Raw genomic sequence first — 25,131 nt, forward strand, 5'->3', positions numbered from 1 at the left:
AGGCGTGAGGAAGAATGTCCGTTCGTCGACTAGCCGAAGATCAATTCCAGCCTGCCGCATTCGCCTTCAATGACGAAAACGCGGTTTGGGCGGACAAAACGATCAAGAAATATCCCGCAGGCCGTCAGCAGTCGGCGGTCATCCCGCTGTTGATGCGGGCGCAGGAGCAGGACGGCTGGGTCACCCGCGCGGCGATCGAGAAAGTCGCCGACATGCTGGACATGGCCTATATCCGTGTCCTCGAAGTCGCGACCTTCTACACCCAGTTCCAGCTGGGTCCGGTCGGAACGCGCGCGCACGTCCAGGTCTGCGGCACGACGCCCTGCATGCTGCGCGGCTCTGAAGGCCTGATGAAGGTCTGCAAGAGCAAGATCCACGATCACCCGTTCGAGCGCAATGCCGAAGGCACGCTCTCCTGGGAAGAGGTCGAATGTCTCGGGGCCTGCGTTAACGCACCGATGGTGATGATCGGCAAGGACACTTACGAAGACCTGACGCCGGAGCGCCTCGAAGAGATCATCGACACGTTCAATGCCGGCAATGGGGCGAGCATCAAGCCCGGCCCGCAGATCGACCGTCATTTTTCCTCGCCCGAAGGCGGTCCGACGACGCTTCTGGCGCCGGATCCCAAGCCGAAGGCCTCCGCAAAAAAGGCCGTCAGCGATGCCGTCAGCCTTCCGCCCTCCGAGGCCGGCCGGCCGAAGAGCTCGGACGCCGAAACCAATCCGGCGCTGAAGACGCCCCATACCGCGCCGAAGGCCGCGGCCAAGAATGTCAAGGCCGTCGAGGCTGCACCGCTGCCTGCACCGGCCGAAAAGCCCGCAAGGGCAGCCGCGGCTCCGGCCGTGAGCAAGCCGGCGCTGACCGACAAGAACCGGCCGGTCGGCATCGAAAAGCCGACAGCTCCGGACGATCTCAAGCTGATCTCGGGCGTCGGTCCGAAGATCGAGGCCATTTTGAACGAACTCGGCATCTTCACCTATGCGCAGGTCGCAGGCTGGAAGAAGGCCGAACGCGAATGGGTCGATGGATACTTGAATTTCAAGGGCCGCATCGAGCGCGACGACTGGGCCAAGCAGGCCAAGGCGCTCGCCAAGGGCGGCGAAGCGGAATATATCAAGGTCTTTGGCAAGAAGCCGCGGTAAGAGGTGTGAAGCATGTTACAAGATAAGGACCGCATCTTTACCAACATCTACGGCCTCAAGGACAAGTCCCTGAAAGGCGCGATGAGCCGCGGCCACTGGGACGGCACCAAGCAGATCCTCGAAAAGGGCCGCGACTGGATCGTCAACGAGATGAAGGCGTCCGGCCTTCGCGGCCGTGGCGGCGCAGGTTTCCCGACCGGTCTCAAATGGTCCTTCATGCCGAAGGAAAGCGATGGCCGGCCGCACTATCTCGTCGTCAATGCCGACGAGTCGGAGCCCGGCACCTGCAAGGACCGCGACATCATGCGCCACGATCCGCATACGCTGATCGAAGGCTGCGTGATTGCGAGCTTCGCCATGGGCGCGAACGCCGCCTACATCTATGTCCGCGGCGAATATATCCGTGAGCGTGAGGCACTACAGGCGGCGATTGACGAATGCTATGATGCCGGCCTGCTCGGCAAGAACAACAAGCTCGGCTGGGACATGGAAATTTATATCCATCACGGCGCCGGCGCTTACATCTGCGGCGAAGAAACCGCCCTGCTCGAAAGCCTTGAGGGCAAGAAGGGGCAGCCGCGCCTGAAGCCGCCGTTCCCGGCCAATATGGGTCTCTACGGCTGCCCGACGACGGTCAACAACGTCGAATCGATCGCCGTTGCCCCGACGATCCTTCGCCGCGGCGCCGGCTGGTTCTCCTCGATCGGCCGTCCGAACAATGTCGGCACCAAGCTTTTCATGCTCTCCGGGCACGTCAACAAGCCGTGCACCGTCGAAGAGGAAATGGGCATCACCTTCCGTGAGCTCGTCGATCGTCACGCCGGCGGCATCCGCGGCGGCTGGGACAACCTGCTCGCCGTCATTCCCGGCGGCGCCTCGTGCCCGATCGTTCCCGCCAAGGACATCATCGATTGCCCGATGGATTTCGACGGCCTGCGCGCTGTCGGTTCGTCCTTCGGCACGGCCGCCGCGATCGTCATGGACAAGTCCACGGACGTCATCAAGGCGATCGCCCGCATCTCGGCTTTCTTCAAGCATGAGAGCTGCGGCCAGTGCACGCCGTGCCGCGAAGGCACCGGCTGGATGTGGCGCGTGATGGAGCGCATGGCCAAGGGCAACGCCCACAAGCGCGAGATCGACATGCTCTTCCAGGTCACCAAGCAGATCGAAGGCCACACCATCTGTGCGCTCGGCGATGCCGCCGCATGGCCGGTGCAGGGTCTGATCCGTAACTTCCGGCCGGAGATCGAAGCGCGCATCGATCAGTACACGGCGAGCGCAATGGATCACGGTGCGGTTCTCGAGGCAGCGGAGTAAGAAGATGGCGAAGGCATCCGGTAGCACAGGGAAGGATGGAGCGGCCGATTTCCCGGCAGACTTCGGCCGTCTGGCAGCCGAGATGCTGGAGCGGGCTCTGCCGATGCATCCGCTGATGGCGCCGCCCGTAGCGGCGATGGCTGCGGCAACGGCGATCGGCTTCGGTTTCTCGACGCAGATAGCTGGCGCTTTCTTCGGCGCTCTGCAGGGCGCGTTCGAGGAGACCAACAGGCTGGCGGAAGCGCTTGACGACACGCCGCCGGAAGAACCAAAGCCGGAAGTGCGCATCAAGCCGGAGAATATCCGGCCGGCGGCGGTGGAGAAGGCCAAGCTTTCGATTGTCGGCGCAACTGGATCAAAGCCTACGGCACCGAAGAAGCCGGCGGCACGCGCGAAGAAGGCAGACGACCTGAAGCTGATCGCAGGCATCGGTCCGAAGCTCGAGCAGGTGCTGAACGCAAAGGGCATTCGGACCTTCGCCGAGATCGCCGCCTGGACGGATGCGGAAATCGCAAAGCTCGACGCCGAACTTGGTTTCAACGGCCGCATCGCACGCGACGACTGGACCGGTCAGGCGAAGGCGCTTTGTGCGAAGGGCCGGAAGCGGACGTGATCTTTTCGGCTGACCCAAGCAGCCGGAGGGGAATGGCGAAACGGCAAGCGGGCAGGGGCCTGCGAACTGCCCGCCGATCGGGTTTCGGGTTTTCCGAATCCTGGAAGGACAATTGGGCGACACCGGTGCCTGCGGGGACAAAATCCCGCCTGGCAGCGGTCATGTTGCAAAATAGGTTTGTTTGCCGCCATCCGGCGAACGGGAAACAGGACTGAGTGACGATGGCAAAACTGAAGATAGACGGCAACGAGATCGAAGTCCCGGATCATTACACGCTCATCCAGGCGTGTGAGGAAGCCGGCGCTGAAGTTCCGCGCTTCTGCTTCCATGAGCGGCTGTCGGTCGCCGGCAATTGCCGTATGTGCCTTGTCGAGGTGAAGGGCGGCCCGCCGAAGCCGCAGGCATCCTGCGCTATGGGCGTTCGCGACATTCGCGGCGGACCGAACGGCGAACTGCCGGAAGTCTTCACCAACACGCCGATGGTCAAGAAGGCCCGCGAAGGCGTAATGGAATTCCTGCTGATCAATCACCCGCTCGATTGCCCGATCTGCGACCAGGGCGGCGAATGCGACCTGCAAGACCAGGCGATGGCCTTCGGCATCGATACCTCGCGCTATCAGGAAGACAAGCGCGCCGTCGAGGACAAGTATATCGGCCCGCTCGTCAAGACGGTCATGAACCGCTGCATCCACTGCACGCGCTGCGTCCGCTTCACGACGGAAGTCGCCGGCATCTCGGAACTCGGCCTGATCGGCCGCGGCGAGGACGCCGAAATCACCACCTATCTCGAGCAGGCGATGACCTCCGAGCTGCAGGGCAACGTCGTCGACCTTTGCCCGGTCGGCGCGCTGACCTCGAAGCCCTTCGCCTTCACGGCCCGTCCGTGGGAACTGAACAAGACGGAATCGATCGACGTCATGGACGCGCTCGGCTCCGCAATCCGCGTCGATACCCGCGGCCGCGAAGTCATGCGCATCCTGCCGCGCGTCAACGAGGCGATCAACGAGGAGTGGATTTCCGACAAGAGCCGCTTCATCTGGGACGGTCTGAAGACGCAGCGTCTCGACAAACCCTATGTCCGCAAGGGTGGTCGCCTGCAGCCCGCGACCTGGGCGGAAGCCTTCGGCGCGATCAAGACTGCAGTTTCCAAGACGACCGGCGAAAAGATCGGCGCGATCGCCGGCGACCTCGCTTCGGTCGAGGAAATGTACGCGCTCTCCGAACTGGTGAAGTCGCTCGGTTCCGAGAACCTCGACTGTCGCCAGGATGGGACGGCACTTGATCCGTCGCTCGGCCGCGCAAGCTACCTCTTCAACCCGACGATCGAAGGCATCGAACAGGCTGATGCGCTGCTCATCATCGGCGCGAACCCGCGCTTCGAGGCTGCCGTGCTCAATGCCCGCATCCGCAAGCGCTGGCGCCGCGGCGGCTTCCCGATCGGCGTGATCGGCGAAGGCGGTGACCTGCGTTATGATTACGAATATCTCGGTGCTGGTCCGGATACGCTGAAGGATCTGGTGGATGGCAACCATGCCTTCGCCAAGGTTCTGGCGGAGGCCAAGACGCCGCTGATCATCATCGGCCAGGGCGCGCTTTCCCGCACGGATGGCGCGGGTGTTCTGGCAAGCGCCGCAAAGCTCGCCGTCAACGTCGGCGCGGTAGTCGAAGGCTGGAACGGTTTTGCCGTCCTGCACTCGGCCGCATCGCGTGTCGGCGGCCTTGACCTCGGCTTCGTGCCCGGCGCCAAGGGCGTCAACGGGGCTGCCATGCTGGCCTCCATGGACGTGCTTTTCCTGCTCGGCGCCGACGAGCTGGACTTCACCGCCAAGAAGGCCAAGCTCACGGTCTATATCGGCTCGCACGGCGACAACGGCGCGCACCATGCAGACGTCATTCTGCCGGCTGCCGCCTATACTGAAAAGTCGGGCACTTGGGTCAATACCGAAGGCCGCGTCCAGATGGGCAGCCGCGCCGGTTTCGCACCGGGCGATGCCCGCGAGGACTGGGCGATCCTGCGTGCGCTCTCCGACGTCCTCGGCAAGAAGCTTCCCTTTGATTCGCTTGCCGAACTGCGCTCGAAACTCTATGCGGCGTTCCCGCATTTCGCCGCCGTCGACGAGATCGCCGAAGGCGACAGCGCCAAAATTGCCGCACTGGCCAAAAAAGCCGGGAAGATGAACAAATCCGGGTTTGCGTCACCGGTCAAAGACTTCTATTTGACGAACCCGATCGCACGCGCCTCGGCTGTCATGGCCGAATGCTCGGCATTGGCCCGCAACAACTTCAAAGTCGCGGCAGAGTAAGGGCAGGGACTATGGACTCTTTCTTTTCCACATATGTCTGGCCGGGGATCATCATGGTCGGCCAGTCGCTTCTCCTGCTGGTCTGCCTTCTGGTCTTTATTGCCTACGTGCTCCTTGCCGACCGCAAGATCTGGGCTGCGGTGCAGCTTCGCCGCGGCCCGAACGTCGTCGGCCCCTTCGGCCTGTTCCAGTCCTTCGCCGACCTTCTGAAGTTCGTCTTCAAGGAGCCGATCATTCCGGCGGGCGCCAACAAGGTCGTCTTCCTGCTTGCGCCGCTCGTCGCCGTGCTTCTGGCGCTGTCCACCTGGGCCGTCGTGCCGCTCGCAGATGGCTGGGTGATTGCCGACATCAATGTCGGCATCCTCTATATCTTCGCGATCGCCTCGCTCGAGGTTTACGGCATCATCATGGGCGGCTGGGCTTCGAACTCGAAGTATCCGTTCCTGGGTGCGCTTCGTTCGGCCGCGCAGATGGTGTCCTACGAAGTCTCGATCGGCTTCGTCATCGTCTGTGTCCTGCTTTGCGTCGGTTCGCTGAACCTGACCGACATCGTCAATGCGCAGCATGACGGCCTCGGAACGATGCTCGGCCTGCCGGCGTCCTTCCTGGATTGGCATTGGCTCGCGCTGTTCCCGATGTTCATCGTCTTCTTCGTTTCCGCGCTTGCCGAAACCAACCGTCCGCCCTTCGATCTTCCGGAAGCCGAATCGGAGCTGGTCGCCGGCTTCATGGTCGAATACGGCTCTTCGCCGTACATGATGTTCATGCTTGGCGAATATGCGGCCGTCTGCCTGATGTGCGCGCTGACGACGATCCTCTTCCTCGGCGGCTGGCTGCCCCCGGTTGACGTTTGGTTCCTGAACTGGGTACCGGGTATCATCTGGTTCACGCTGAAGGCCTGCCTGGTGTTCTTCATGTTCGCGATGGTCAAGGCCTTCGTGCCGCGCTACCGCTACGACCAGCTGATGCGCCTCGGCTGGAAGGTCTTCCTTCCGCTGTCGCTCGCCATGGTCGTCATCGTTGCATTCGTGCTGAAGCTGATGGGATGGGCATGATGATGTCCGCCCTCGTTTCCAGCAATTTTGGAGGTTGAAGATGGCAAGCTTGTCCAACGCCGTCAGCTCGCTGTTCCTCAAGGAATTCGTTGGCGCATTCTTCTTGTCGATGCGCTATTTCTTTCGCCAGAAGGCTACGATCAACTACCCCTTCGAAAAGGGTCCGGTCAGCCCGCGCTTCCGCGGCGAACATGCGCTGCGCCGCTATCCGAACGGCGAAGAGCGCTGCATCGCCTGCAAGCTCTGCGAAGCGATCTGTCCCGCTCAGGCGATCACCATTGAAGCTGGACCGCGCCGCAATGACGGCACGCGCCGCACGGTGCGCTACGACATCGACATGGTGAAGTGCATCTATTGCGGCTTCTGCCAGGAGGCCTGCCCGGTCGATGCGATCGTCGAAGGCCCGAATTTCGAATTCGCCACGGAAACCCGCGAAGAGCTTTATTTCGACAAGCAGCGGCTTTTGGACAATGGCGACCGGTGGGAACGCGAAATCGCCCGCAACATGGCGATCGACGCACCGTACCGCTGATTGGAATTTGAAATGCCGCGCGGCGGGCGCTCGCCTCCCGCGGTCAACATGCACCGGAGCTTTGCGGGCTTGACGTCACGCCAAGCTCCATTCGGGCAGGGAAACTCCCGGCTGCCCGGGGGAAGATGAAAAAGGCACCAACATGGGTCTGCAGGCTCTATTTTTCTATCTTTTCGCCTTTGTCGCGGTAGCGTCGGCGTTCATGGTCATCTCGGCGAAGAATCCGGTTCATTCGGTTCTGTTCCTCATCGTGACCTTCTTCAATGCCGCAGGCCTCTTCCTGCTGCTCGGCGCCGAGTTCCTGGCGATGATCCTGCTCGTTGTCTATGTCGGCGCAGTCGCGGTCCTCTTCCTCTTCGTGGTCATGATGCTCGACATCGATTTTACGGAGCTGCGCGCGGGCGTTCTTGAATACGCCCCGATCGGCGGCCTGATCGGTCTGGTTCTTGCGGCCGAACTCATCGTCGTTGTCGGCGGCAGCGTGATCTCTCCGGAAGTCGCAAAGACCGTCGCGATGCCGATCCCGGCCATTACCGAGCGCACCAATACCGCCGCCCTCGGCGACGTGCTCTATACGAACTACATCTACTTCTTCCAGATCGCCGGCCTGGTCCTTCTCGTCGCGATGATCGGTGCGATCGTGCTGACGCTGAGGCACCGTACCAACATCAAGCGGCAGAATATTCCAAGACAGGTTGCCCGCACGCCCGCGACCGCCGTTGAGGTGGTCACGGTCAAGCCGGGGCAGGGCCTCTAAAGGCAGGGACAAGGAACAAAGAACATGGTCATCGGTCTTTCCCATTACCTGACGGTCAGCGCCATCCTCTTCACAATCGGCATTTTCGGCATCTTCCTCAACCGGAAGAACGTCATCGTCATCCTGATGTCGATCGAACTCATCCTGCTTGCGGTCAACATCAACATGGTCGCCTTCTCGTCGTTCCTGAACGACATCGTCGGCCAGGTCTTCGCATTGTTCATTCTGACGGTTGCTGCGGCTGAGGCAGCGATCGGTCTTGCAATTCTCGTTGTCTTCTACCGCAACCGCGGCTCGATCGCGGTCGAAGACGTTAATATGATGAAGGGCTGAGCGGCTCATGTTCCTCTATAAGGCTATTGTCTTTCTTCCCTTGATCGGCGCGATCATCGCCGGCCTCTTCGGCCGTGCGATCGGCGCCAAGGCATCGGAATACGTCACCTGCGGCCTGATGATCGTCGCCGCTGTCCTGTCCTGGTACGTCTTCGTCACCGTCGGCATGGGGCATCTCGAAGGCGGGCCGATCAAGGTCGAGGTCCTGCGCTGGATCCAGTCCGGCGGCATCGATGCTTCCTGGTCGCTGCGCGTCGACACGCTCACCTCCGTCATGCTGATCGTCGTCAACACGGTCTCGACGCTGGTGCACATCTACTCGATCGGATACATGCACCATGATCCGCATCGTCCGCGCTTCTTCGCCTATCTCTCGCTCTTCACCTTCGCCATGCTGATGCTGGTGACCTCTGACAACCTCGCCCAGATGTTCTTCGGCTGGGAAGGCGTGGGTCTGGCTTCGTATCTGCTCATCGGTTTCTGGTACAAGAAACCGTCGGCAAACGCCGCCGCAATCAAGGCCTTCGTCGTCAACCGCGTCGGCGACTTCGGCTTCGTGCTCGGTATTGCCGGCATCTTCGTTCTGTTCGGTTCGATCAACCTCGACACGATCTTCGCCAATGCCTCGAGCTTCGCGCCGCATGAGGGAGCCGAAGCCGCGGGTGAAGTCGTACTTAACCTCTTCGGCATGCAGCTCGACAAGGCGCATGCGCTGACCGGCATCTGCCTGTTGCTCTTCATGGGCGCGATGGGCAAGTCCGCTCAATTCCTGCTGCATACCTGGCTGCCGGACGCTATGGAAGGCCCGACGCCGGTTTCGGCACTCATCCATGCCGCGACCATGGTCACCGCCGGCGTCTTCCTCGTCGCCCGCATGTCGCCGCTCTTCGAATTGTCGCCCGATGCACTGGTCTTCGTCACCATGATCGGCGCGATCACCGCCTTCTTCGCGGCGACCGTCGGTCTCGTGCAGAACGACATCAAGCGCGTCATCGCCTATTCGACCTGCTCGCAGCTCGGCTACATGTTCGTGGCGCTCGGCGTCGGGGCTTACGGCGCAGCGATCTTCCACCTCTTCACACACGCCTTCTTCAAGGCGCTTCTCTTCCTCGGCGCCGGCTCGGTGATCCATGCCGTCGACGGCGAGCAGGACATGCGTTACATGGGCGGCCTTCGTAGGCACATCCCGGTCACCTTCTGGATGATGACGATCGGCACGCTGGCGCTGACCGGCGTCGGCATTCCGTTCACGCCGGTCGGTTTCGCCGGCTTCTTCTCGAAGGACGTGATTATCGAAGCGACCTACGCCTCGCATTCACCGGTTGCAGGCTTCGCCTTCACGCTTCTGGTGATCGCGGCCCTGTTCACGAGCTTCTATTCCTGGCGTCTTGCCTTCCTCACCTTCTTCGGCACGCCGCGTGCCTCGCACGAGGTGATGCACCACGTCCACGAATCGCCGCAGGTCATGCTCGTGCCGCTCTATCTTCTGGCGGTCGGCGCGGTTCTCGCGGGTGTCCTGTTCGAGGGCTACTTCTACGGCCACCACTATGCCGAGTTCTGGAAAGGCGCGCTCTTCACCGGCGCCGAGAACGAATTGCTGGAAGAATTCCACCACGTGCCGGCGTGGGTGGCGCTGAGCCCGTTCATCGCGATGCTTCTCGGCTTCGTGACGGCTTGGTACATGTATATCAAGTCGCCCTCGACGCCGCGCGTTCTCGCGCAGCAGCACCGCGTGCTTTACCAGTTCCTGCTCAACAAGTGGTACTTCGACGAGCTCTACGATTTCCTCTTCGTCCGTTCCGCCAAGGCGCTCGGCCGCTTCCTGTGGAAGAAGGGTGATATCGGCGTCATCGATGCTTACGGCCCGAACGGCGTTGCCGCCCGCGTCGTCGACGTCACCAATCGCGTCGTCCGCCTGCAGACCGGTTACCTCTATCACTATGCCTTCGCGATGCTGATCGGCATTGCCGCACTCGTTACCTGGATGATGCTCGGGAGTTCCTTCTGATGACCGATTGGCCTATTCTTTCAACGGTCACCTTCCTGCCGCTCGTCGGCGTGGTGCTTCTGCTGCTGATGAGCGAAAACGGCCCGAGCGGCAGGCGCAACGTGCTCAACATCTCGTTGATCACGACCATCGTCACGTTCATCGTTTCGCTGTTCATCTGGATCGGTTTCGACAATGCGAACCCGGGCTTCCAGATGGTCGAGAAGCATGGCTGGCTCGGCACGGGCATCGGCTATCATGTCGGCGTCGACGGCATCTCGATGCTGTTCGTCGTCCTGACGACGGTCCTCATGCCCTTCTGCATTCTGGCGAGCTGGCTCTCCATCGAAAAGCGCCTGAAGGAATACATGATCGCCTTCCTCATCCTTGAAGTGATGATGGTCGGTGTCTTCGTGTCGCTCGATATCGTGCTCTTCTACGTCTTCTTCGAAGCGGGTCTCATTCCGATGTTCCTCATCATCGGTGTCTGGGGTGGCAGGGACCGCGTTTACGCAAGCTACAAGTTCTTCCTCTACACGCTGCTCGGTTCGGTACTGATGCTGCTCGCCATCATGGCGATGTACTGGCAGGCCGGCACGACGGATATTTCCGCGCTGCTCGCCTACAAGTTCCCGCCTGCCATGCAGACCTGGCTGTGGCTTGCCTTCTTCGCCTCCTTTGCGGTGAAGATGCCGATGTGGCCGGTTCACACCTGGTTGCCGGATGCGCACGTCCAGGCACCGACGGCCGGGTCCGTCATCCTGGCAGGCGTGCTGCTGAAGCTTGGCGGTTACGGCCTCATCCGCTTCTCGCTCGGCATGTTCCCGGTCGCGTCCGATTTCTTCGCGCCGATGGTCTTCGCCCTGTCGGTGATCGCCATCATCTACACCTCGCTGGTCGCGATGATGCAGGACGACATCAAGAAGCTGATCGCCTATTCGTCGGTTGCCCACATGGGCTACGTCACCATGGGCGTCTTTGCGGCGAACATGCAGGGCGTGCAGGGCTCGATCTTCCAGATGCTGTCGCACGGCATCGTTTCGGGCGCGCTCTTCCTTTGCGTCGGCGTCGTCTATGACCGCACCCATACCCGCGAGATCGTGGCCTATGGCGGCCTGGTCAACAACATGCCGAAATATGCCGTCGCCTTCATGGTCTTCACCATGGCGAATGTCGGCCTTCCGGGCACCTCGGGCTTCATCGGCGAATTCCTGACGCTGATGGGCGTCTTCCGCGTCAATACCTGGGTAGCGCTCTTCGCCGCAACCGGCGTGATCCTGTCGGCAGGCTACGCTCTGTGGCTCTACCGCCGCGTGATCTTCGGCGCGCTGGAAAAGGAAAAGCTGAAGGCGCTTCTCGATCTTTCGCCGCGCGAGCAACTGATCCTCTATCCGTTGGTGGCACTGACGATCTTCTTCGGCGTCTATCCGGCGCCGGTCTTCGATGCGACGGCCGCCTCCGTGGATATGCTGGTGAACAACTATACGGCCGCCGTAAACGCTGCGCACGACGTTGCGCTGTCGATGAATTGATGACGGGACTTTTTGGACATGACCGCTGAAACCATTCTCGCAAGCCTGCATCTTTCCGCGCCGGAGATCATCCTCGCGGTCGGCGCCCTTGTCCTGCTCATGATCGGCGTCTTTGCGGGCGAGCGGTCGGGCCGTATGGTGAGCGTTCTGGCGCTGATCCTGTTTGCGGCCTCTGCGCTGTGGCTGATCTTCGTGCCGGGCGATGGCCTCGCTTACGGCGGCGTCTACCAGGCGGACGGTTTCTCCCGCTTCATGAAGATCACCGCGCTCGTCGGCTCCTTCGCAGCGCTCTTCATGTCGATCGGTCTTGCCAGGGAAAACCAGCTCGACAAGTTCGAGTTCCCGGTCCTGCTCGTGCTCTGCACCCTCGGCATCTTGCTGATGATCTCGGCAAACGACCTGATCGCGCTCTATCTCGGTCTCGAGTTGCAATCGCTGGCGATCTACGTCGTGGCGGCGATCAACCGGGAGAACCTGAAGTCCACCGAAGCGGGCCTCAAGTATTTCGTTCTCGGCGCGCTTTCCTCGGGCTTGCTGCTTTACGGCATGTCGTTGGTCTACGGCTTCACCGGCCATACGCATTTCGACGATATCGCCCAGGCGCTTTCCGCCGAAGGTGCCCGCTCGCTTGGCCTGGTCTTCGGCTTGGTCTTCATCCTCGCGGGCATCGCCTTCAAGATCTCGGCGGTCCCCTTCCACATGTGGACGCCGGACGTATACGAAGGTGCGCCGACCCCGGTCACCGCCTTTTTAGCAAGCGCGCCGAAGGTTGCGGCCATGGCCATGATGACGCGCATCGTCATCACTGCCTTCCAGCCGGTCATTGCCGACTGGCAGCAGGTCGTGGTCTTCATCTCGATTGCCTCGATGCTGCTCGGCTCCTTCGCCGCCATCGGGCAGCGGAACATCAAGCGTCTGATGGCCTACTCCTCGATCGGTCACATGGGCTATGCGCTCGTCGGGCTTGCCGCCGGCAACCAGACCGGCGTGACGGGCGTGATGCTCTACATGGTCATCTATATGGTCATGACGCTCGGCTCCTTCGCGATCATCATGTCGATGCGCCGCAAGGACGGCACGGTCGTCGAAGCTGTCGACGATCTCGCCGGCCTTTCCAGCACGAACCCCTTCATGGCGACGGTGCTGACGACCCTGATGTTCTCGCTCGCCGGCATTCCGCCGCTTGCAGGCTTCTTCGCGAAGTACTTCGTCTTCGTCGCTGCCATCGAAGCCAAGCTCTATGCGCTCGCCATCATCGGCGTTCTCGCGTCGGTCGTCGGCGCTTACTATTATCTGCGTGTCATCAAACTGATGTGGTTCGATGAAGCGACGGATGAGTTTGCCCGCGTTTCCGGCCCACTTCGCCTCGTGTTCGGCCTTTCCGGCCTGTTCGTTCTTGCCTATGTCGTCATCGGTGGCCCCATCGGCGGTGCGGCCGAGCTCGCGGCTGCGACGCTCTTTTGATGATGTTTCCCGTGCGGCGCCGGATATCGCTCGGCGATTTCCGGCACGAGGCGCTGTCGGAAACATCCTCCACCAACAGCGAATGCCTTGCCCGCGCCAGGGCAGGGGACGATGGTTTCCTGTGGGTGACTGCGGAAAAGCAGACCAGTGGCCGCGGCCGCCGCGGCCGCGCCTGGGCTTCGGAACGGGGCAATCTCTACGCTTCCCTTCTCTTGATCGATCCGGCGCCGATGGAGCGCCTTTCGTCGCTTCCGCTGGCAATCGCCGTTGCCGTGCATCAGGCAATCCGCATGGTTCTGCCGCCTGGCGCAGCACCGCTCGAGGTGAAGTGGCCGAACGACATCCTGATCGGCCGCAGGAAGACCTGCGGAATCCTCGTCGAAGGTGAAAAGCTTGCAGATGAGCGCTACGCGCTGGTGATCGGGATCGGCATCAACGTCGCCCTCATGCCCGACAATCCGCTCTACCCGGTGACCTGTCTGCGCCAAGAGGGAAGTACCGCCGCCCCCGAGGAACTCTTCGCCCATCTCTTTGCTTCGATGGCAGAGGTGCTCGATATTTGGAACGAGGGACGAGGCGTTCGCGAGATCACCGCCCGTTGGCGGGATGTCGCCTGCGGCATCGGCGAGAAGATCACGGTCAATCTGCCGGACCGCTCGATTTCCGGACAATTCGCCGGGATTGATGATAATGGCTTGTTGATGCTCAAAACCGGCACGGGCAAGATGATGCAGATTGCCGCCGGGGATGTATTTTTTGGATAGTGGAGCTTATGGCTAAGCAGGACGAACTGGTATTTCTGCCTTTGGGCGGTGTCGGCGAGATCGGCATGAATCTCGCGCTATACGGCTACGGCCCGGCAGATCACCGCCAGTGGATCATGGTCGATTGCGGCGTCACCTTCCCGGGTCCGGATCTTCCGGGCGTCGATCTGGTGCTGCCCGACATCCGCTTTCTCGCCGCCGAGCGCAAGAACCTCAAGGCGATCATCATCACGCATGCGCATGAGGATCACTACGGTGCACTGGCCGACCTCTGGCCGGGCCTGAATGTCCCCGTCTACGGCTCGCCCTTCACCGCGGGCCTGCTGGAAGCCAAGCGCAATTTCGAGAAGGATGCGATCGGCGAAGTGCCGGTGACGATCTTCAAGGCAGGCGATACGATCAATGCCGGTCCCTTCAGCATTGAAGGCGTGGCTGTCAATCACTCGATCCCCGAGCCGATGTCGCTGATGATCCGCACGCCGCTCGGCAATGTGATCCATACCGGTGACTGGAAGATCGACCACGAGCCGTCGCTCGGACCGCTGACCGACGAGACCCGCTTCCGCCAGCTCGGCGACGAGGGCGTGTTAGCGCTGATGTGTGACTCCACCAATGCGCTTCGCGACGGCGTTTCGCCGTCCGAAAAGGACGTTTCGGAAAGCCTGAGCAGGATCATCGAGAATGCCGAAGGCCGCGTGGCGGTCACCAGTTTCTCCTCGAATGTCGGCCGTATCCGCACCATTGCCGAGGCCGCTGAAGCCGCAGGCCGCGAAGTCTTGCTGCTCGGAAGCTCGCTGAAGCGCGTCGTCGATGTCTCGCGCGAGATCGGACTGATGGAAGGCGTCAAACCCTTCATCTCCGAGGACGAATACGGCTATATCCCGCGCGACAAGGTCGTGGTCATCCTGACCGGCAGCCAGGGCGAGCCGCGCGCAGCGCTTGCCAAGCTATCGCGCGACGAGATGCGCAACGTCGCACTCGCCGCCGGCGATATCGTCGTCTTCTCATCCCGCGCCATCCCCGGCAACGAGAAGGCGATCCAGGACATCAAGAACGGCCTCACCGAGCAGGGCGTGCACGTCATCACCGACAACGAAGCGCTGGTTCACGTCTCCGGCCATCCGCGCCGCAACGAGCTGCAGAAGATGTACGAGCTGACACGCCCGAAGATCGTCGTGCCGGTGCACGGCGAGGCGACGCATCTGACAGCTCACAAGGAACTGGCGGAACAATCCGGTATCGGCATCGTGCCGCGCGTGCGCAACGGCGATATTCTGCGACTTGCGCCCGGTCCGGTCGAGGTCATCGACGAGGCACCGCACGGACGCATCTACAAGGACGGCATGCTCATCGGCGATTTCGACGAGATGGGGATCGGCGAGCGCAAGAAGCTCTCCTATGTCGGCCATGTCGCGGTCAACCTCGTGATCGACAGCCGCTACGACATCGTCGGCGATCCCGATCTCGTGGCCATCGGCCTGCCGGTCTATGACGACGAGGGCGACGAGATGGAAGACACGCTCTTCGACGCCGTCGTCGGCGCTATCGAGAGCATCCCGCGCGCCCGCCGCAAGGACCTCGACATGATGCAGGAGGCGGTGCGCCGCGCGGTCCGCGCTGCGGCAAACCAGACCTGGGGCAAGAAGCCGATCGTCACGGCGTTCATCACAAAGGTCTGATCGATGCTTGGCCGCGTCAACCACATCGCCATCGCCGTCCCCGACCTTGCCGCAGCAACGGCAGGCTACCGCGACACGCTGGGTGCCAGGGTCTCGCAGCCGCAAGCTTTACCTGAACACGGCGTCACCGTCGTCTTTGTCGAATTGCCGAACACCAAGGTCGAACTGCTGGAGCCGCTCGGCGAAAATTCGCCGATCGCCGCCTTTCTCGAAAAGAACCCTTCCGGCGGTATGCATCACATCTGCTACGAGGTTTCGGACATCCTTGCGGCGCGCGATCAACTCGCGAAATCGGGCGCGAGGGTGCTTGGCAGCGGCGAGCCGAAAACCGGCGCCCATGGAAAGCCGGTGCTCTTCCTGCATCCGAAGGACTTCTTCGGCACACTGATCGAGCTGGAACAGGTCTGAGGCAGGCTGCGGCAGAGTGACCTGACTGCGGAAGCGTCCGGATATGGGATTTGAGCTATCCACCATTCCGCTCTATAAGCGCGTCTGTTGCAATGTTTGCAACGGCGTCGCGGGACACAGAAATGCTGCAGATTTTTCTACAGGGCTTTGCCGTCTATTTCGTCGTGTGGTGGATCACGCTTTTTGCCGTGCTGCCGATCGGCCTGCGCACGCAGGCGGAGGACAATGATGTGGTTCTCGGCACCGTTCCGAGCGCGCCGACGCGTTTTCGGGCGCTTTTCACCTTCTCACTGACGACCATCGTTTCGGCGGTTATCTATGGCGCCTGGTATATCTCCTCGACCTATTTCGGCTGGGGTTTCGACGCCCTCCCGCAGATTGGCCCGAGCTTCCGATGAAATGGAGCTTTTGCTCAATCTTTGAGCATATGTAAACTTGCCGGAAAGTCGGAGCAGTCATACGGGCGTCACGGAAATGACGCAGAGAACTCACGCAACGGCATGACGCCTTGCCGTAAGGTAAGACCTAGGGCTTTTCTGCGTCGAGTTAGGCTGGAAAAACAAAAAAAAACAAGGCTGAAAGCCTTGTTTTAAGTATCGCGTGATCTGTAACCGTTGCCGGGGCTGCGACGAGCGCGCCTAAGATCTGATCCTCCCAAGACTTGACCGCGAATTCGACAGGAATTTAATCTCCCTGCCTGTTTTGTGAGCTAAAGCTAGCTCAAAGATTAAGCTTTGTCATCAGCTTTTTTTGCATTTTTGCTACACTTGAGAAAAAAATACCTGTTGACAAGATTTTGATGCAAACCTTTAGAAATGCCCGCTTTTTTTCGCATAGGCATTTTTCGGCCGCAAACTTGCGTCTACGATAGGCTGCTCGCGCGTCACGCGGGTTTCTTTCCGGCCGCGAAGCGGTTATGACGCTCCCGATATCAACGATCGCCGTCGATTCCGCATGAGAGCGGAATCCCAACTGCTCTGGAATCCGTCATGCGTCTGTCCCGCTATTTCATGCCCATCCTCAAGGAAAACCCCAAGGAGGCGGAAATCGTCTCCCACCGGCTGATGCTGCGCGCCGGCATGATCCGCCAGCAGTCGCAGGGCATTTATTCCTGGCTGCCGCTCGGCAAGCGCGTTCTAGACAAGGTGAACTCGATTATCCGCGAGGAGCAGAATCGTAGCGGCGCGATCGAGCTTTCCATGCCGACGCTGCAGTCCGCCGAGCTCTGGCAGGAGAGCGGGCGCTACGACGCCTATGGCAAGGAAATGCTGCGTATCAAGGACCGCCAGGACCGGCCGATGCTCTATGGACCGACGAATGAGGAGATGGTGACGGATATCTTCCGTTCCTACGTCAAGTCCTACAAGAACCTGCCGCTGAACCTCTATCACATCCAGCTGAAGTTCCGCGACGAGATCCGCCCGCGTTTCGGCACCATGCGCTCGCGCGAGTTCATGATGAAGGATGCCTATTCCTTCGATCTGACGCGTGAAGGCGCCGAGCACTCTTACAAGAAGATGTTCACGGCCTACCTGCGCACCTTCGACCGCCTGGGGCTGCGCGCCATTCCCATGCGCGCCGACACCGGTCCCATCGGGGGCGATCTCAGCCATGAATTCATCATTCTCGCGGAGACCGGCGAATCGGAAGTGTACAGCCACAAGGATTTCGTCAATTTCGATATCCCGCCGGCCGATACCGATTTCGACGATGCCGCCGGCCTGAATGCGATTTTCGACAAGTGGACCTCTGTCTATGCAGCCACCTCGGAGATGCACGACGAAGCAGCATTCAACGCCATCCCGGAAACCGAGCGTCTTTCGGCGCGCGGCATCGAAGTCGGCCACATCTTTTATTTCGGCACGAAATATTCCGAGCCGATGGGCGCCAAGGTGCAGGGGCCAGATGGCAAGGAACACACTGTTCACATGGGTTCCTACGGTATCGGGCCGACACGCCTTGTTCCCGCCATCATCGAAGCATCGCATGACGACAACGGAATCATCTGGCCGGCTTCTGTTGCGCCGTTCGATGCGCTCGTGATCAACATGAAGGCGGGCGATGCCGGTTGCGATGCAGCATGCGAGAAGATCTACGCGGCGCTTTCGAAGGCCGGCAAGGATGTTCTCTATGACGATACCGATGATCGCGCCGGAACGAAATTTGCCACCGCCGACCTGATCGGCATACCGATGCAGATCATCGCCGGCCCGCGCGCGGTCGCGAACGGCGAAGTGGAACTCAAGGACCGCAAGACCGGTGCCCGCGAAACGATGACGATCGACGCGGCGATCAACAAGCTCTTGGCGTAAGGCCGAACGGAGGCGAAATGGCAGATGCGGCGGTGGACCAGCGGGGTTCGAAATCCGGCTTCGGTCCGGCGGTCAGGCCATTTTCCGCCTTCGAACGCCTTGTGGCGTGGCGTTATCTGCGCGCACGCCGCAAGGAAGCCTTCATCTCGGTCATCGCCGGCTTTTCCTTCGTCGGCATCATGCTGGGCGTTGCGACGCTGATCATCGTCATGGCGGTCATGAACGGTTTCCGCACCGAGCTGATCTCGCGCATTCTCGGCATCAACGGCCATATGATCGTGCAGCCGGTGGACGGACCTTTTACCGACTATGCGGCATTGACCGACAGGTTCGCGGCGGTGCCCGGCATCAGGATGGCGCTGCCGTTGGTCGAGGGGCAGACGCTGGCATCGGGCCAGGCGGGTGCTGGAACCGGCGCACTGGTGCGCGGCATCCGCGCCGAAGACCTGACCAAGCTCAAGACGGTTTCCGACAATATCAAGTCCGGAGACCTCGTCGGATTTGCTTCGGGGCAGGGCGTTCTCGTCGGTTCGCGCATGGCGGAGCAGCTCGGTCTGCAGGCAGGCGACACCATCACGCTGATTTCACCGGAAGGTGACGTGACGCCGATGGGCATCAATCCGCGCGTCAAATCCTACACGGTCTCCGGCATCTTCGAGATCGGCATGTCGGAATATGACGCGGCGATTATCTATATGCCGCTTGAGGAGGCGCAGCTCTATTTCAATGCCGAGGGCCTCGTTCAGTCGATCGAGCTCTTCGCCAACAATCCCGACGATATCGACAATCTCCGCCCCAAGGTGGAGGAAGCGGCAGGCCGTCAGATCGCCATCACCGATTGGCGCCAGCGCAACCAGACCTTCTTCTCCGCCCTGCAGGTGGAGCGCAATGTGATGTTCATGATCCTGACGCTGATCGTTCTGGTCGCGGCGCTGAACATCATCTCCGGCCTGATCATGCTGGTGAAGGACAAGGGCAGCGATATCGCGATCCTGCGCACCATGGGCGCGACGTCCGGCGCCATCATGCGCATCTTCTTCATGACCGGTGCTGCGATCGGCATCGTCGGCACTATTGCTGGCGTGCTGCTCGGCGTCGTCGTCTGCATCAACATCGAGTCGATCCGCCAGTTCTTCTCCTGGGTCACGGGCACCGTGCTCTTCAATCCGCAACTCTATTTCCTGAGCCAGCTGCCGGCCGAGATGAGTCTCGGCGAGACGGTCTCTGTCGTCGTCATGGCGCTGGCGCTCTCCTTTCTCGCGACCATTTTCCCCGCCTGGCGGGCCTCGCGGCTCGATCCGGTGCAGGCGCTCCGCTACGAATAAGGAATGCTGATTTCAATGAAACGGAACGTCGTTCTCAAGCTTTCCGGCGTCGAGCGTCACTATGGCCAGGGCGATACCGTGCTCACCATTCTGAAGGGCGCCAATTTTACCCTCCACAGCGGCGAGATCGTCGCCCTGGTCGCTCCTTCGGGCACCGGCAAATCAACGCTGCTGCATGTCGCGGGCCTGCTGGAGCATCCGGACGGCGGCGAGGTCATCGTCAACGGTCAAGTCTGTGAAGGGCTGACCGACGAGAAGCGCACGGCGATCCGCCGCAGCGAGATTGGCTTCGTCTACCAGTTCCACCATCTCCTCCCGGAGTTTTCGGCCCTCGAGAATATCATGATGCCGCAGATGATTGCCGGTCTGCCGCGAAAGGAGGCGGGCGAACGCGCAAAGCAGCTGCTCGACTATATGCGCATCGGCCACCGCGCCAGCCATCGTCCCGGCGAGCTTTCGGGCGGCGAGCAGCAGCGGGTCGCGATTGCGCGCGCGGTTGCCAATGCGCCGACCGTGCTTCTCGCCGACGAGCCGACCGGGAACCTCGATCCCGAGACCGCGAGCTACGTGTTCGATGCGCTGGAGGCGCTCGTCCGCCAGTCCGGTCTTGCAGCGCTGATCGCCACTCATAACCACGAACTCGCCGGCCGCATGGACCGTCGCGTGACCATCAGCGACGGTAAGGTTGTCGAGTTCTGATTAGGGGCGGATGAGGCCGCCTCGGTAGTCCAGTTCGTAGGCTCTCCGCTCTGCAACGATGATCATTTCCCGTCCGCTGAAGTGATCGCAATCGCCGGTGCTGTGGTCGGCATAAAAGCCGAAGGCATGCTCGAATTCCATGCCGCCCAGGAAGCGACTGTATTCGGCATACATCGTCGAAAGCGCGGCTTTGATGACGGCGCCTGCCTTCTCCCCATCGATCAGCGTCGGCTCGACAATGCGGCCGAAATAGTTCATCACCCAGACGGGCTCGCCGCCCAGCCACACGACTTCTTGTCCGGCGAAATCCGTTCCGCCGAAATAGCTGTCGAGATAGCGCCATTCTCCGCGCTCGTAGCCGATGTCGTGCGATCCGCTGCGGCAGGGGTCCAGCTTTCTCCCGCCGCCGACATAGGTATTTGCCTTCGCTTCGACGATGAAGCCGTTCAATGCAGCAAGATTCATGGCTCTCGGCCTCCCGCGCTGAAGCTCTCCCAAAAACGTATGCCTGTAAAGAACAAAAAGAGAACTGGCGACTATTGGCCGCAGATCGATTGAACGGTTTCGTCGCTCCACTGCTCGATGGTGATCACGCGCGGCGCGGCTTTCACGTCCTTTCCGTTCTTCTGCAACTTGCCGGTCAGCGCATTGTAGTCGCATGAACCGCCGGCATTGGGATCGAGCGTGTCGTAGTGATTGTGGGTGTAACCGGCGACAACGAATTGCTTGTTGCGGTAGGCAAGCGTCAGCGTCAGATCCCAGCGCTCGCGGCCGATCGCGCTGTTTTGGGAATGGACTGCAATGGAGGATTTGCCGGCAGCCTTGATCGTGGGCTCTTGGCCGAAAACGCCGTCTGCATCCGTGCTGCCCCAGATCTTACTGGGCGCGCTTGCCGAAAGCCTGAGCAGTTCGTGGTCGGCGTCGCGCAGATAGATGTAGATGCCGATCTGCTCTTTTCTCTCCGCATCGGCCGGTGCGACGAGGATAGCCAGATCCAGCTTGCCGTCGCCGTTCCAGTCTCCCGTCGCGCCATCGACGATGGCGTCAGGGTTTATGTCCGCAGCCGACGTCGCCGTTGCGACGAGAATGGCGATGAATGCAATGACAACCCTCATAATTCTCCTCCGGTCCGCCGTTAACTATGCGCAAATGATTCCTGTTGACAACAGAACAATAGCAGAACAAATTGGAAACATAACGAGTAAAGGAGAGCCAGATGACTGACATGATCCGTGATATCGCAGCATTCACCTCCATTGCAATGTTCGTTGCCAGCTTTTCGTTGATCCTCATGGCACTGTAAGTTTTCAGGGGACCGCATCGCTTTCATGCGGTCCGCACAAGGGACTGCTTCTGGACATCGCTGTCATCAAGGCCGACAATGCAAACCGATTCATTCGGGCGATTGGAAGGGTATGAAATGGCGGATGCACAGAGCGGCTTCGTCGGCGGTACGCCGGGTTTCGTGCATCTGCGTGTCCACTCGGCTTATTCGCTCCTTGAAGGGGCGCTGCCGCTGAAGAAGATCCTTTACAAGGCATCGGGCGATAGCCAGCCGGCGATCGCCATCACAGACACCAACAATCTGTTCGTCGCTCTCGAATTTTCGCAAAAGGCGATGGAAGAGGGGCTACAGCCGATCATCGGCTGCCAGCTGTCGATCGATATGGACGGCCTGGAGACAGAAAGGCGCGGCGGTCAGCAGGCGCTGGCCAAGCTGCCCTCGATCGTCGTGCTTGCCGCGACCGCGGAAGGCTACGAGCGGCTCGTCGATCTCGTCAGCCGCGCTTATCTCGGCGGCGACGACAACCAGGCGGTCCATATCAGGGCATCCTGGCTGGAAGAGGCCGGAACCGAAGGGCTGATCGCGCTGACGGGTGCGCTTGGCGGTCCCGTCGATGGGGCACTGAAGCAGGGCCATGCCGCGCAGGCGCAAACCCGGCTGCTTGCCCTGAAGCGCCTCTTCCCAGACCGGCTCTATGTCGAATTGCAGCGCCACGGAACCTATGACAAGCGCCATGAGCAGAAGGTCGTGGGGCTTGCGTATGAGCACGATCTGCCGTTGGTGGCGACCAACGAGGCCTTCTTCCCGACGCGCGACGATTATGATGCCCATGATGCGCTGATGGCCGTTGCCCATAACGCCATCGTCTCGGACGACAGCCGCTTCCGCCTGACGCCGGACCACTATTTGAAGAGCCGCGCCGAGATGGCGAAACTCTTTGCCGATCTGCCGGAAGCGCTGCAAAACACGGTCGAGATCGCCCGCCGCTGCTCCTTCGTACTGAAGACCCGTAAGCCCATCCTGCCGCGCTTTACCGGCGCCACCGACGATCCCGAGGAGGCGGAACGCGCCGAAGCGCTGGAGCTCCGCCGTCAGGCGGAGGAGGGCCTCGACATGCGCCTTTCGACGCTCGGCATGTCGCCCGGCTATGAGGAGAAGGATTACCGCGAACGGCTGGAATTCGAACTCAGCGTCATCGAGCGCATGCGGTTTCCGGGCTACTTCCTGATCGTTGCGGACTTCATCAAATGGGCAAAGCAGCATGATATCCCTGTTGGCCCCGGCCGCGGTTCCGGTGCAGGCTCGCTCGTCGCCTATGCGCTGACGATCACCGACGTCGACCCGTTGCGCTTTTCGCTGCTCTTCGAACGCTTCCTCAATCCGGAACGCGTCTCGATGCCCGACTTCGACATCGACTTCTGCCAGGACCGCCGCGAAGAGGTGATCCGCTACGTGCAGCAGAAATACGGCCGCGCACAGGTGGCGCAGATCATCACCTTCGGTTCGCTGCAGGCGCGCGCTGCCCTCCGCGACGTCGGCCGTGTGCTGGAAATGCCTTACGGCCAGGTCGACAAGATCTGCAAGCTGGTGCCGAACAATCCGGCCAATCCGACGCCGCTCTCCAAGGCGATCGAGGAGGAGCCGAAGCTTCAGGAGGAGGCAGCGAAGGAGCCCGTGGTGGCGCGCCTGCTCGATATCGCCCAGAAGATCGAGGGCCTTTACCGCCACGCCTCGACGCACGCCGCCGGCATCGTCATCGGCGACCGGCCGCTCTCGAAGCTGGTTCCGATGTATCGCGACCCGCGCTCCGATATGCCGGTCACCCAGTTCAACATGAAGTGGGTCGAGCAGGCCGGCCTCGTAAAGTTCGACTTCCTCGGCCTGAAAACGCTGACGGTACTGAAAGTTGCGGTCGATTTCGTAGCCAAACGCGGCATCAAGGTGGACCTCGCCGCGATCCCGCTCGATGACAAGAAAACCTACGAGATGCTCTCTCGCGGCGAAACGGTCGGCGTGTTCCAGGTGGAAAGTGCTGGCATGCGCAAGGCGCTGATCGGCATGAAGCCGGACTGCATCGAGGACATCATCGCCCTCGTCGCCCTTTATCGCCCGGGCCCGATGGAAAACATCCCGACCTACAATGCCCGCAAGCATGGGGAAGAAGAGGTGGAGTCGATCCATCCGATGATCGATCACCTGCTCAAGGAGACACAGGGCGTCATCGTCTATCAGGAACAGGTGATGCAGATCGCCCAGGTCCTGTCCGGCTATTCGCTCGGCGAAGCCGATCTTCTGCGCCGCGCCATGGGCAAGAAGATCAAGGCGGAAATGGACCAGCAGCGCGAACGCTTCGTCGACGGTGCCATCAGCAACGGCGTGTCGAAGCCGCAAGCCGACAACATCTTCGAGCTGCTGGCAAAGTTCGCAAACTACGGCTTCAACAAGTCGCACGCCGCCGCCTACGCTATCGTCTCTTATCAGACGGCCTATATGAAAGCGCATTACCCGGTCGAGTTCCTGGCCGCGTCGATGACGCTCGATATGTCGAACACCGATAAGGTCAACGATTTCCGGCAGGATGCCAAGCGCCTCGGCATCGAGGTCATCGCACCCTCGGTTCAAAGCTCGTTCCGCCAATTTGAAACCGGCGACAACCGCATTTATTACGCATTGGCGGCGCTGAAGGGCGTCGGCGAAAATGCCGTCGATCACATTGTCGAGGTGCGCGGCGACGAGCCTTTTGCCAGCATCGAGGATTTCTGCCTGCGCATCGATCCGCGCCAGGTCAACCGGCGCGTGCTGGAAAGCCTGATCTATGCCGGCGCCTTCGATTGCTTCGGCCAGGATCGCGCAGAGCTCGCAGCCGGCCTTGATCGCATTCTGGGCTATGCCCAGCGCGCGCAGGAAAATAAGCTGAGCGGCCAGTCGGATATCTTCGGCGGCGCGCTGTCGTCCGGACCGGAGAAAATCGCGCTGCCGCCGTTTTCGCCTTGGCTCGCTTCCGAGCGGCTGCTCAAGGAGTTCCAGGTGTTGGGCTTCTACCTGACGGCGCACCCGCTCGACAGCTACAACAACATCCTGCAGAAGATGCGGGTCCAGACCTTTGCGGAATTCTCCGCCGCCGTGAAGCAGGGCGCAACCAATGCCCGGCTTGCCGGGACTGTCATTTCGAAGCAGGAGCGCAAGACGCGCACCGGCAACAAGATGGGCATCATCGTCTTTTCGGATTCGTCCGGACAGTTCGAAGCTGTGCTGTTCTCCGAAATGCTGAACCAGTACCGCGACGTGCTGGAACCCGGGAAGTCCTTTGTGCTAACCGCCACCGGCGAGGAGCGGCCGGAAGGCGTCGGTCTGCGCTTGCAGACGATCCAGTCGCTCGAGGAAAAGTCGCTGCAGATGCAGAAGTCGCTGCGCGTTTATGTCCGCGATTCCGGTCCTCTGCGCGCCGTTGCGGCGCACCTGAACGCCAAGGGCGACGGCCTCGTTTCCTTCATCGTCATCAAGGAGGACGGCAAGCGCGAGGTCGAGGTCGAACTGCCGCAAAAATACCGCATCACACCGGAAATTGCCGCCGCCTTGCGCGCCGCCCCCGGCATCGTCGATGTCGAGCTTGTCTAGGTC

Annotated in this window: 21 protein-coding genes; 19 read left to right on the forward strand and 2 right to left on the reverse strand. The window is 61.0% G+C overall.

The annotated features are described in order from the left end of the window. Positions 1-14: 14 nt before the first annotated feature. The 18 genes from ISN39_RS05445 (at position 15) to ISN39_RS05530 (ending at position 20,225) form a co-directional block, all read left to right on the forward strand. On the forward strand, positions 15-1,145 hold the full coding sequence (locus ISN39_RS05445; protein ID WP_074067405.1) for an NADH-quinone oxidoreductase subunit E: 1,131 nt from the start codon (positions 15-17) through the stop codon (positions 1,143-1,145). 12 nt (positions 1,146-1,157) lie between these two features. Continuing rightward, positions 1,158-2,462, forward strand: a complete 1,305-nt coding sequence (nuoF, locus tag ISN39_RS05450) for an NADH-quinone oxidoreductase subunit NuoF (protein WP_194729408.1) — start codon at positions 1,158-1,160, stop codon at positions 2,460-2,462. 4 nt (positions 2,463-2,466) lie between these two features. Continuing rightward, positions 2,467-3,075, forward strand: coding sequence for a 5' DNA nuclease (locus ISN39_RS05455; RefSeq protein WP_074067412.1), 609 nt, complete (start codon positions 2,467-2,469; stop codon positions 3,073-3,075). A 221-nt stretch (positions 3,076-3,296) separates the two neighbouring features. Next, positions 3,297-5,378: an NADH-quinone oxidoreductase subunit NuoG gene (gene nuoG / locus ISN39_RS05460; protein WP_194729409.1), complete on the forward strand. Its 2,082-nt coding sequence runs from the start codon at positions 3,297-3,299 to the stop codon at positions 5,376-5,378. Between the two features lie 11 nt (positions 5,379-5,389). Continuing rightward, positions 5,390-6,433: an NADH-quinone oxidoreductase subunit NuoH gene (gene nuoH / locus ISN39_RS05465; protein ID WP_074067417.1), complete on the forward strand. Its 1,044-nt coding sequence runs from the start codon at positions 5,390-5,392 to the stop codon at positions 6,431-6,433. A gap of 40 nt (positions 6,434-6,473) precedes the next feature. Beyond that, positions 6,474-6,965 (forward strand): NADH-quinone oxidoreductase subunit NuoI, encoded by a 492-nt coding sequence (gene nuoI, locus ISN39_RS05470; RefSeq protein ID WP_028739580.1) that lies wholly within the window; start codon positions 6,474-6,476, stop codon positions 6,963-6,965. 142 nt (positions 6,966-7,107) lie between these two features. Next, positions 7,108-7,722, forward strand: coding sequence for an NADH-quinone oxidoreductase subunit J (locus ISN39_RS05475; RefSeq protein WP_074067420.1), 615 nt, complete (start codon positions 7,108-7,110; stop codon positions 7,720-7,722). Positions 7,723-7,746: 24 nt separating this feature from the next. Continuing rightward, on the forward strand, positions 7,747-8,055 hold the full coding sequence (nuoK, locus tag ISN39_RS05480) for an NADH-quinone oxidoreductase subunit NuoK (RefSeq protein ID WP_022714828.1): 309 nt from the start codon (positions 7,747-7,749) through the stop codon (positions 8,053-8,055). Positions 8,056-8,062: 7 nt separating this feature from the next. Continuing rightward, on the forward strand, positions 8,063-10,063 hold the full coding sequence (gene nuoL / locus ISN39_RS05485; protein ID WP_194729410.1) for an NADH-quinone oxidoreductase subunit L: 2,001 nt from the start codon (positions 8,063-8,065) through the stop codon (positions 10,061-10,063). Beyond that, positions 10,063-11,574: an NADH-quinone oxidoreductase subunit M gene (locus ISN39_RS05490; protein WP_194729411.1), complete on the forward strand. Its 1,512-nt coding sequence runs from the start codon at positions 10,063-10,065 to the stop codon at positions 11,572-11,574. Before nuoL ends, ISN39_RS05490 begins: the two co-directional genes overlap by 1 nt. A gap of 18 nt (positions 11,575-11,592) precedes the next feature. Continuing rightward, the gene (gene nuoN / locus ISN39_RS05495) at positions 11,593-13,038 is read left to right on the forward strand and encodes an NADH-quinone oxidoreductase subunit NuoN (RefSeq protein ID WP_074067425.1); all 1,446 of its coding nucleotides are present in this window, start codon (positions 11,593-11,595) and stop codon (positions 13,036-13,038) included. Continuing rightward, positions 13,038-13,802, forward strand: a complete 765-nt coding sequence (locus ISN39_RS05500; RefSeq protein ID WP_194729412.1) for a biotin--[acetyl-CoA-carboxylase] ligase — start codon at positions 13,038-13,040, stop codon at positions 13,800-13,802. The genes nuoN and ISN39_RS05500 overlap by 1 nt, the downstream gene beginning before the upstream one ends. 8 nt (positions 13,803-13,810) lie before the next feature. After that, positions 13,811-15,481 (forward strand): ribonuclease J, encoded by a 1,671-nt coding sequence (locus ISN39_RS05505; protein ID WP_074067428.1) that lies wholly within the window; start codon positions 13,811-13,813, stop codon positions 15,479-15,481. Positions 15,482-15,484: 3 nt separating this feature from the next. Next, positions 15,485-15,889, forward strand: a complete 405-nt coding sequence (gene mce, locus ISN39_RS05510; RefSeq protein ID WP_074067430.1) for a methylmalonyl-CoA epimerase — start codon at positions 15,485-15,487, stop codon at positions 15,887-15,889. 122 nt (positions 15,890-16,011) lie between these two features. Then, the gene (locus ISN39_RS05515) at positions 16,012-16,287 is read left to right on the forward strand and encodes a DUF1467 family protein (RefSeq protein WP_194729413.1); all 276 of its coding nucleotides are present in this window, start codon (positions 16,012-16,014) and stop codon (positions 16,285-16,287) included. A 591-nt stretch (positions 16,288-16,878) separates the two neighbouring features. Continuing rightward, positions 16,879-18,201, forward strand: a complete 1,323-nt coding sequence (proS, locus tag ISN39_RS05520; protein WP_194729414.1) for a proline--tRNA ligase — start codon at positions 16,879-16,881, stop codon at positions 18,199-18,201. 17 nt (positions 18,202-18,218) lie between these two features. Then, positions 18,219-19,526 carry a lipoprotein-releasing ABC transporter permease subunit gene (locus tag ISN39_RS05525; RefSeq protein ID WP_194729415.1) on the forward strand — a complete coding sequence of 436 codons (1,308 nt, stop codon included), beginning with the start codon at positions 18,219-18,221 and terminating at the stop codon, positions 19,524-19,526. A gap of 15 nt (positions 19,527-19,541) precedes the next feature. After that, complete coding sequence (locus tag ISN39_RS05530) at positions 19,542-20,225, forward strand: ABC transporter ATP-binding protein (protein ID WP_074070226.1); 684 nt, start codon at positions 19,542-19,544, stop codon at positions 20,223-20,225. Here ISN39_RS05530 and ISN39_RS05535 read toward each other — a convergent pair whose 3' ends face one another. Together ISN39_RS05535 and ISN39_RS05540 are read right to left on the reverse strand one after the other, a co-directional pair. Continuing rightward, entirely contained in the window at positions 20,226-20,690 is a 465-nt protein-coding gene (locus ISN39_RS05535) for a DUF5680 domain-containing protein (protein WP_074067441.1), read from the reverse strand. Positions 20,691-20,761: 71 nt separating this feature from the next. Beyond that, a complete protein-coding gene (locus ISN39_RS05540) occupies positions 20,762-21,340 on the reverse strand; it encodes a hypothetical protein (protein WP_194729416.1) in 579 nt (192 codons plus the stop codon). 305 nt (positions 21,341-21,645) lie between these two features. Here ISN39_RS05540 and dnaE point away from each other — a divergent pair, with 305 nt between their 5' ends. Then, positions 21,646-25,128, forward strand: a complete 3,483-nt coding sequence (dnaE, locus tag ISN39_RS05545) for a DNA polymerase III subunit alpha (protein ID WP_194729417.1) — start codon at positions 21,646-21,648, stop codon at positions 25,126-25,128. Positions 25,129-25,131 lie beyond the last annotated feature (3 nt).

This window comes from Rhizobium sp. 007, assembly GCF_015353075.1.
Lineage (GTDB): Bacteria > Pseudomonadota > Alphaproteobacteria > Rhizobiales > Rhizobiaceae > Rhizobium.

Excerpts from the sequence above, each read along its gene's own strand:
- ISN39_RS05445 (WP_074067405.1), top strand. The coding sequence starts at position 15 with ATGTCCGTTCGTCGACTAGCCGAAGATCAATTCCAGCCTGCCGCATTC.
- nuoF (WP_194729408.1), top strand. The coding sequence starts at position 1,158 with ATGTTACAAGATAAGGACCGCATCTTTACCAACATCTACGGCCTCAAG.
- ISN39_RS05455 (WP_074067412.1), top strand. The coding sequence starts at position 2,467 with ATGGCGAAGGCATCCGGTAGCACAGGGAAGGATGGAGCGGCCGATTTC.
- nuoG (WP_194729409.1), top strand. The coding sequence starts at position 3,297 with ATGGCAAAACTGAAGATAGACGGCAACGAGATCGAAGTCCCGGATCAT.
- nuoH (WP_074067417.1), top strand. The coding sequence starts at position 5,390 with ATGGACTCTTTCTTTTCCACATATGTCTGGCCGGGGATCATCATGGTC.
- nuoI (WP_028739580.1), top strand. The coding sequence starts at position 6,474 with ATGGCAAGCTTGTCCAACGCCGTCAGCTCGCTGTTCCTCAAGGAATTC.
- ISN39_RS05475 (WP_074067420.1), top strand. The coding sequence starts at position 7,108 with ATGGGTCTGCAGGCTCTATTTTTCTATCTTTTCGCCTTTGTCGCGGTA.
- nuoK (WP_022714828.1), top strand. The coding sequence starts at position 7,747 with ATGGTCATCGGTCTTTCCCATTACCTGACGGTCAGCGCCATCCTCTTC.
- nuoL (WP_194729410.1), top strand. The coding sequence starts at position 8,063 with ATGTTCCTCTATAAGGCTATTGTCTTTCTTCCCTTGATCGGCGCGATC.
- ISN39_RS05490 (WP_194729411.1), top strand. The coding sequence starts at position 10,063 with ATGACCGATTGGCCTATTCTTTCAACGGTCACCTTCCTGCCGCTCGTC.
- nuoN (WP_074067425.1), top strand. The coding sequence starts at position 11,593 with ATGACCGCTGAAACCATTCTCGCAAGCCTGCATCTTTCCGCGCCGGAG.
- ISN39_RS05500 (WP_194729412.1), top strand. The coding sequence starts at position 13,038 with ATGATGTTTCCCGTGCGGCGCCGGATATCGCTCGGCGATTTCCGGCAC.
- ISN39_RS05505 (WP_074067428.1), top strand. The coding sequence starts at position 13,811 with ATGGCTAAGCAGGACGAACTGGTATTTCTGCCTTTGGGCGGTGTCGGC.
- mce (WP_074067430.1), top strand. The coding sequence starts at position 15,485 with ATGCTTGGCCGCGTCAACCACATCGCCATCGCCGTCCCCGACCTTGCC.
- ISN39_RS05515 (WP_194729413.1), top strand. The coding sequence starts at position 16,012 with ATGCTGCAGATTTTTCTACAGGGCTTTGCCGTCTATTTCGTCGTGTGG.
- proS (WP_194729414.1), top strand. The coding sequence starts at position 16,879 with ATGCGTCTGTCCCGCTATTTCATGCCCATCCTCAAGGAAAACCCCAAG.
- ISN39_RS05525 (WP_194729415.1), top strand. The coding sequence starts at position 18,219 with ATGGCAGATGCGGCGGTGGACCAGCGGGGTTCGAAATCCGGCTTCGGT.
- ISN39_RS05530 (WP_074070226.1), top strand. The coding sequence starts at position 19,542 with ATGAAACGGAACGTCGTTCTCAAGCTTTCCGGCGTCGAGCGTCACTAT.
- ISN39_RS05535 (WP_074067441.1), bottom strand. The coding sequence starts at position 20,690 with ATGAATCTTGCTGCATTGAACGGCTTCATCGTCGAAGCGAAGGCAAAT.
- ISN39_RS05540 (WP_194729416.1), bottom strand. The coding sequence starts at position 21,340 with ATGAGGGTTGTCATTGCATTCATCGCCATTCTCGTCGCAACGGCGACG.
- dnaE (WP_194729417.1), top strand. The coding sequence starts at position 21,646 with ATGGCGGATGCACAGAGCGGCTTCGTCGGCGGTACGCCGGGTTTCGTG.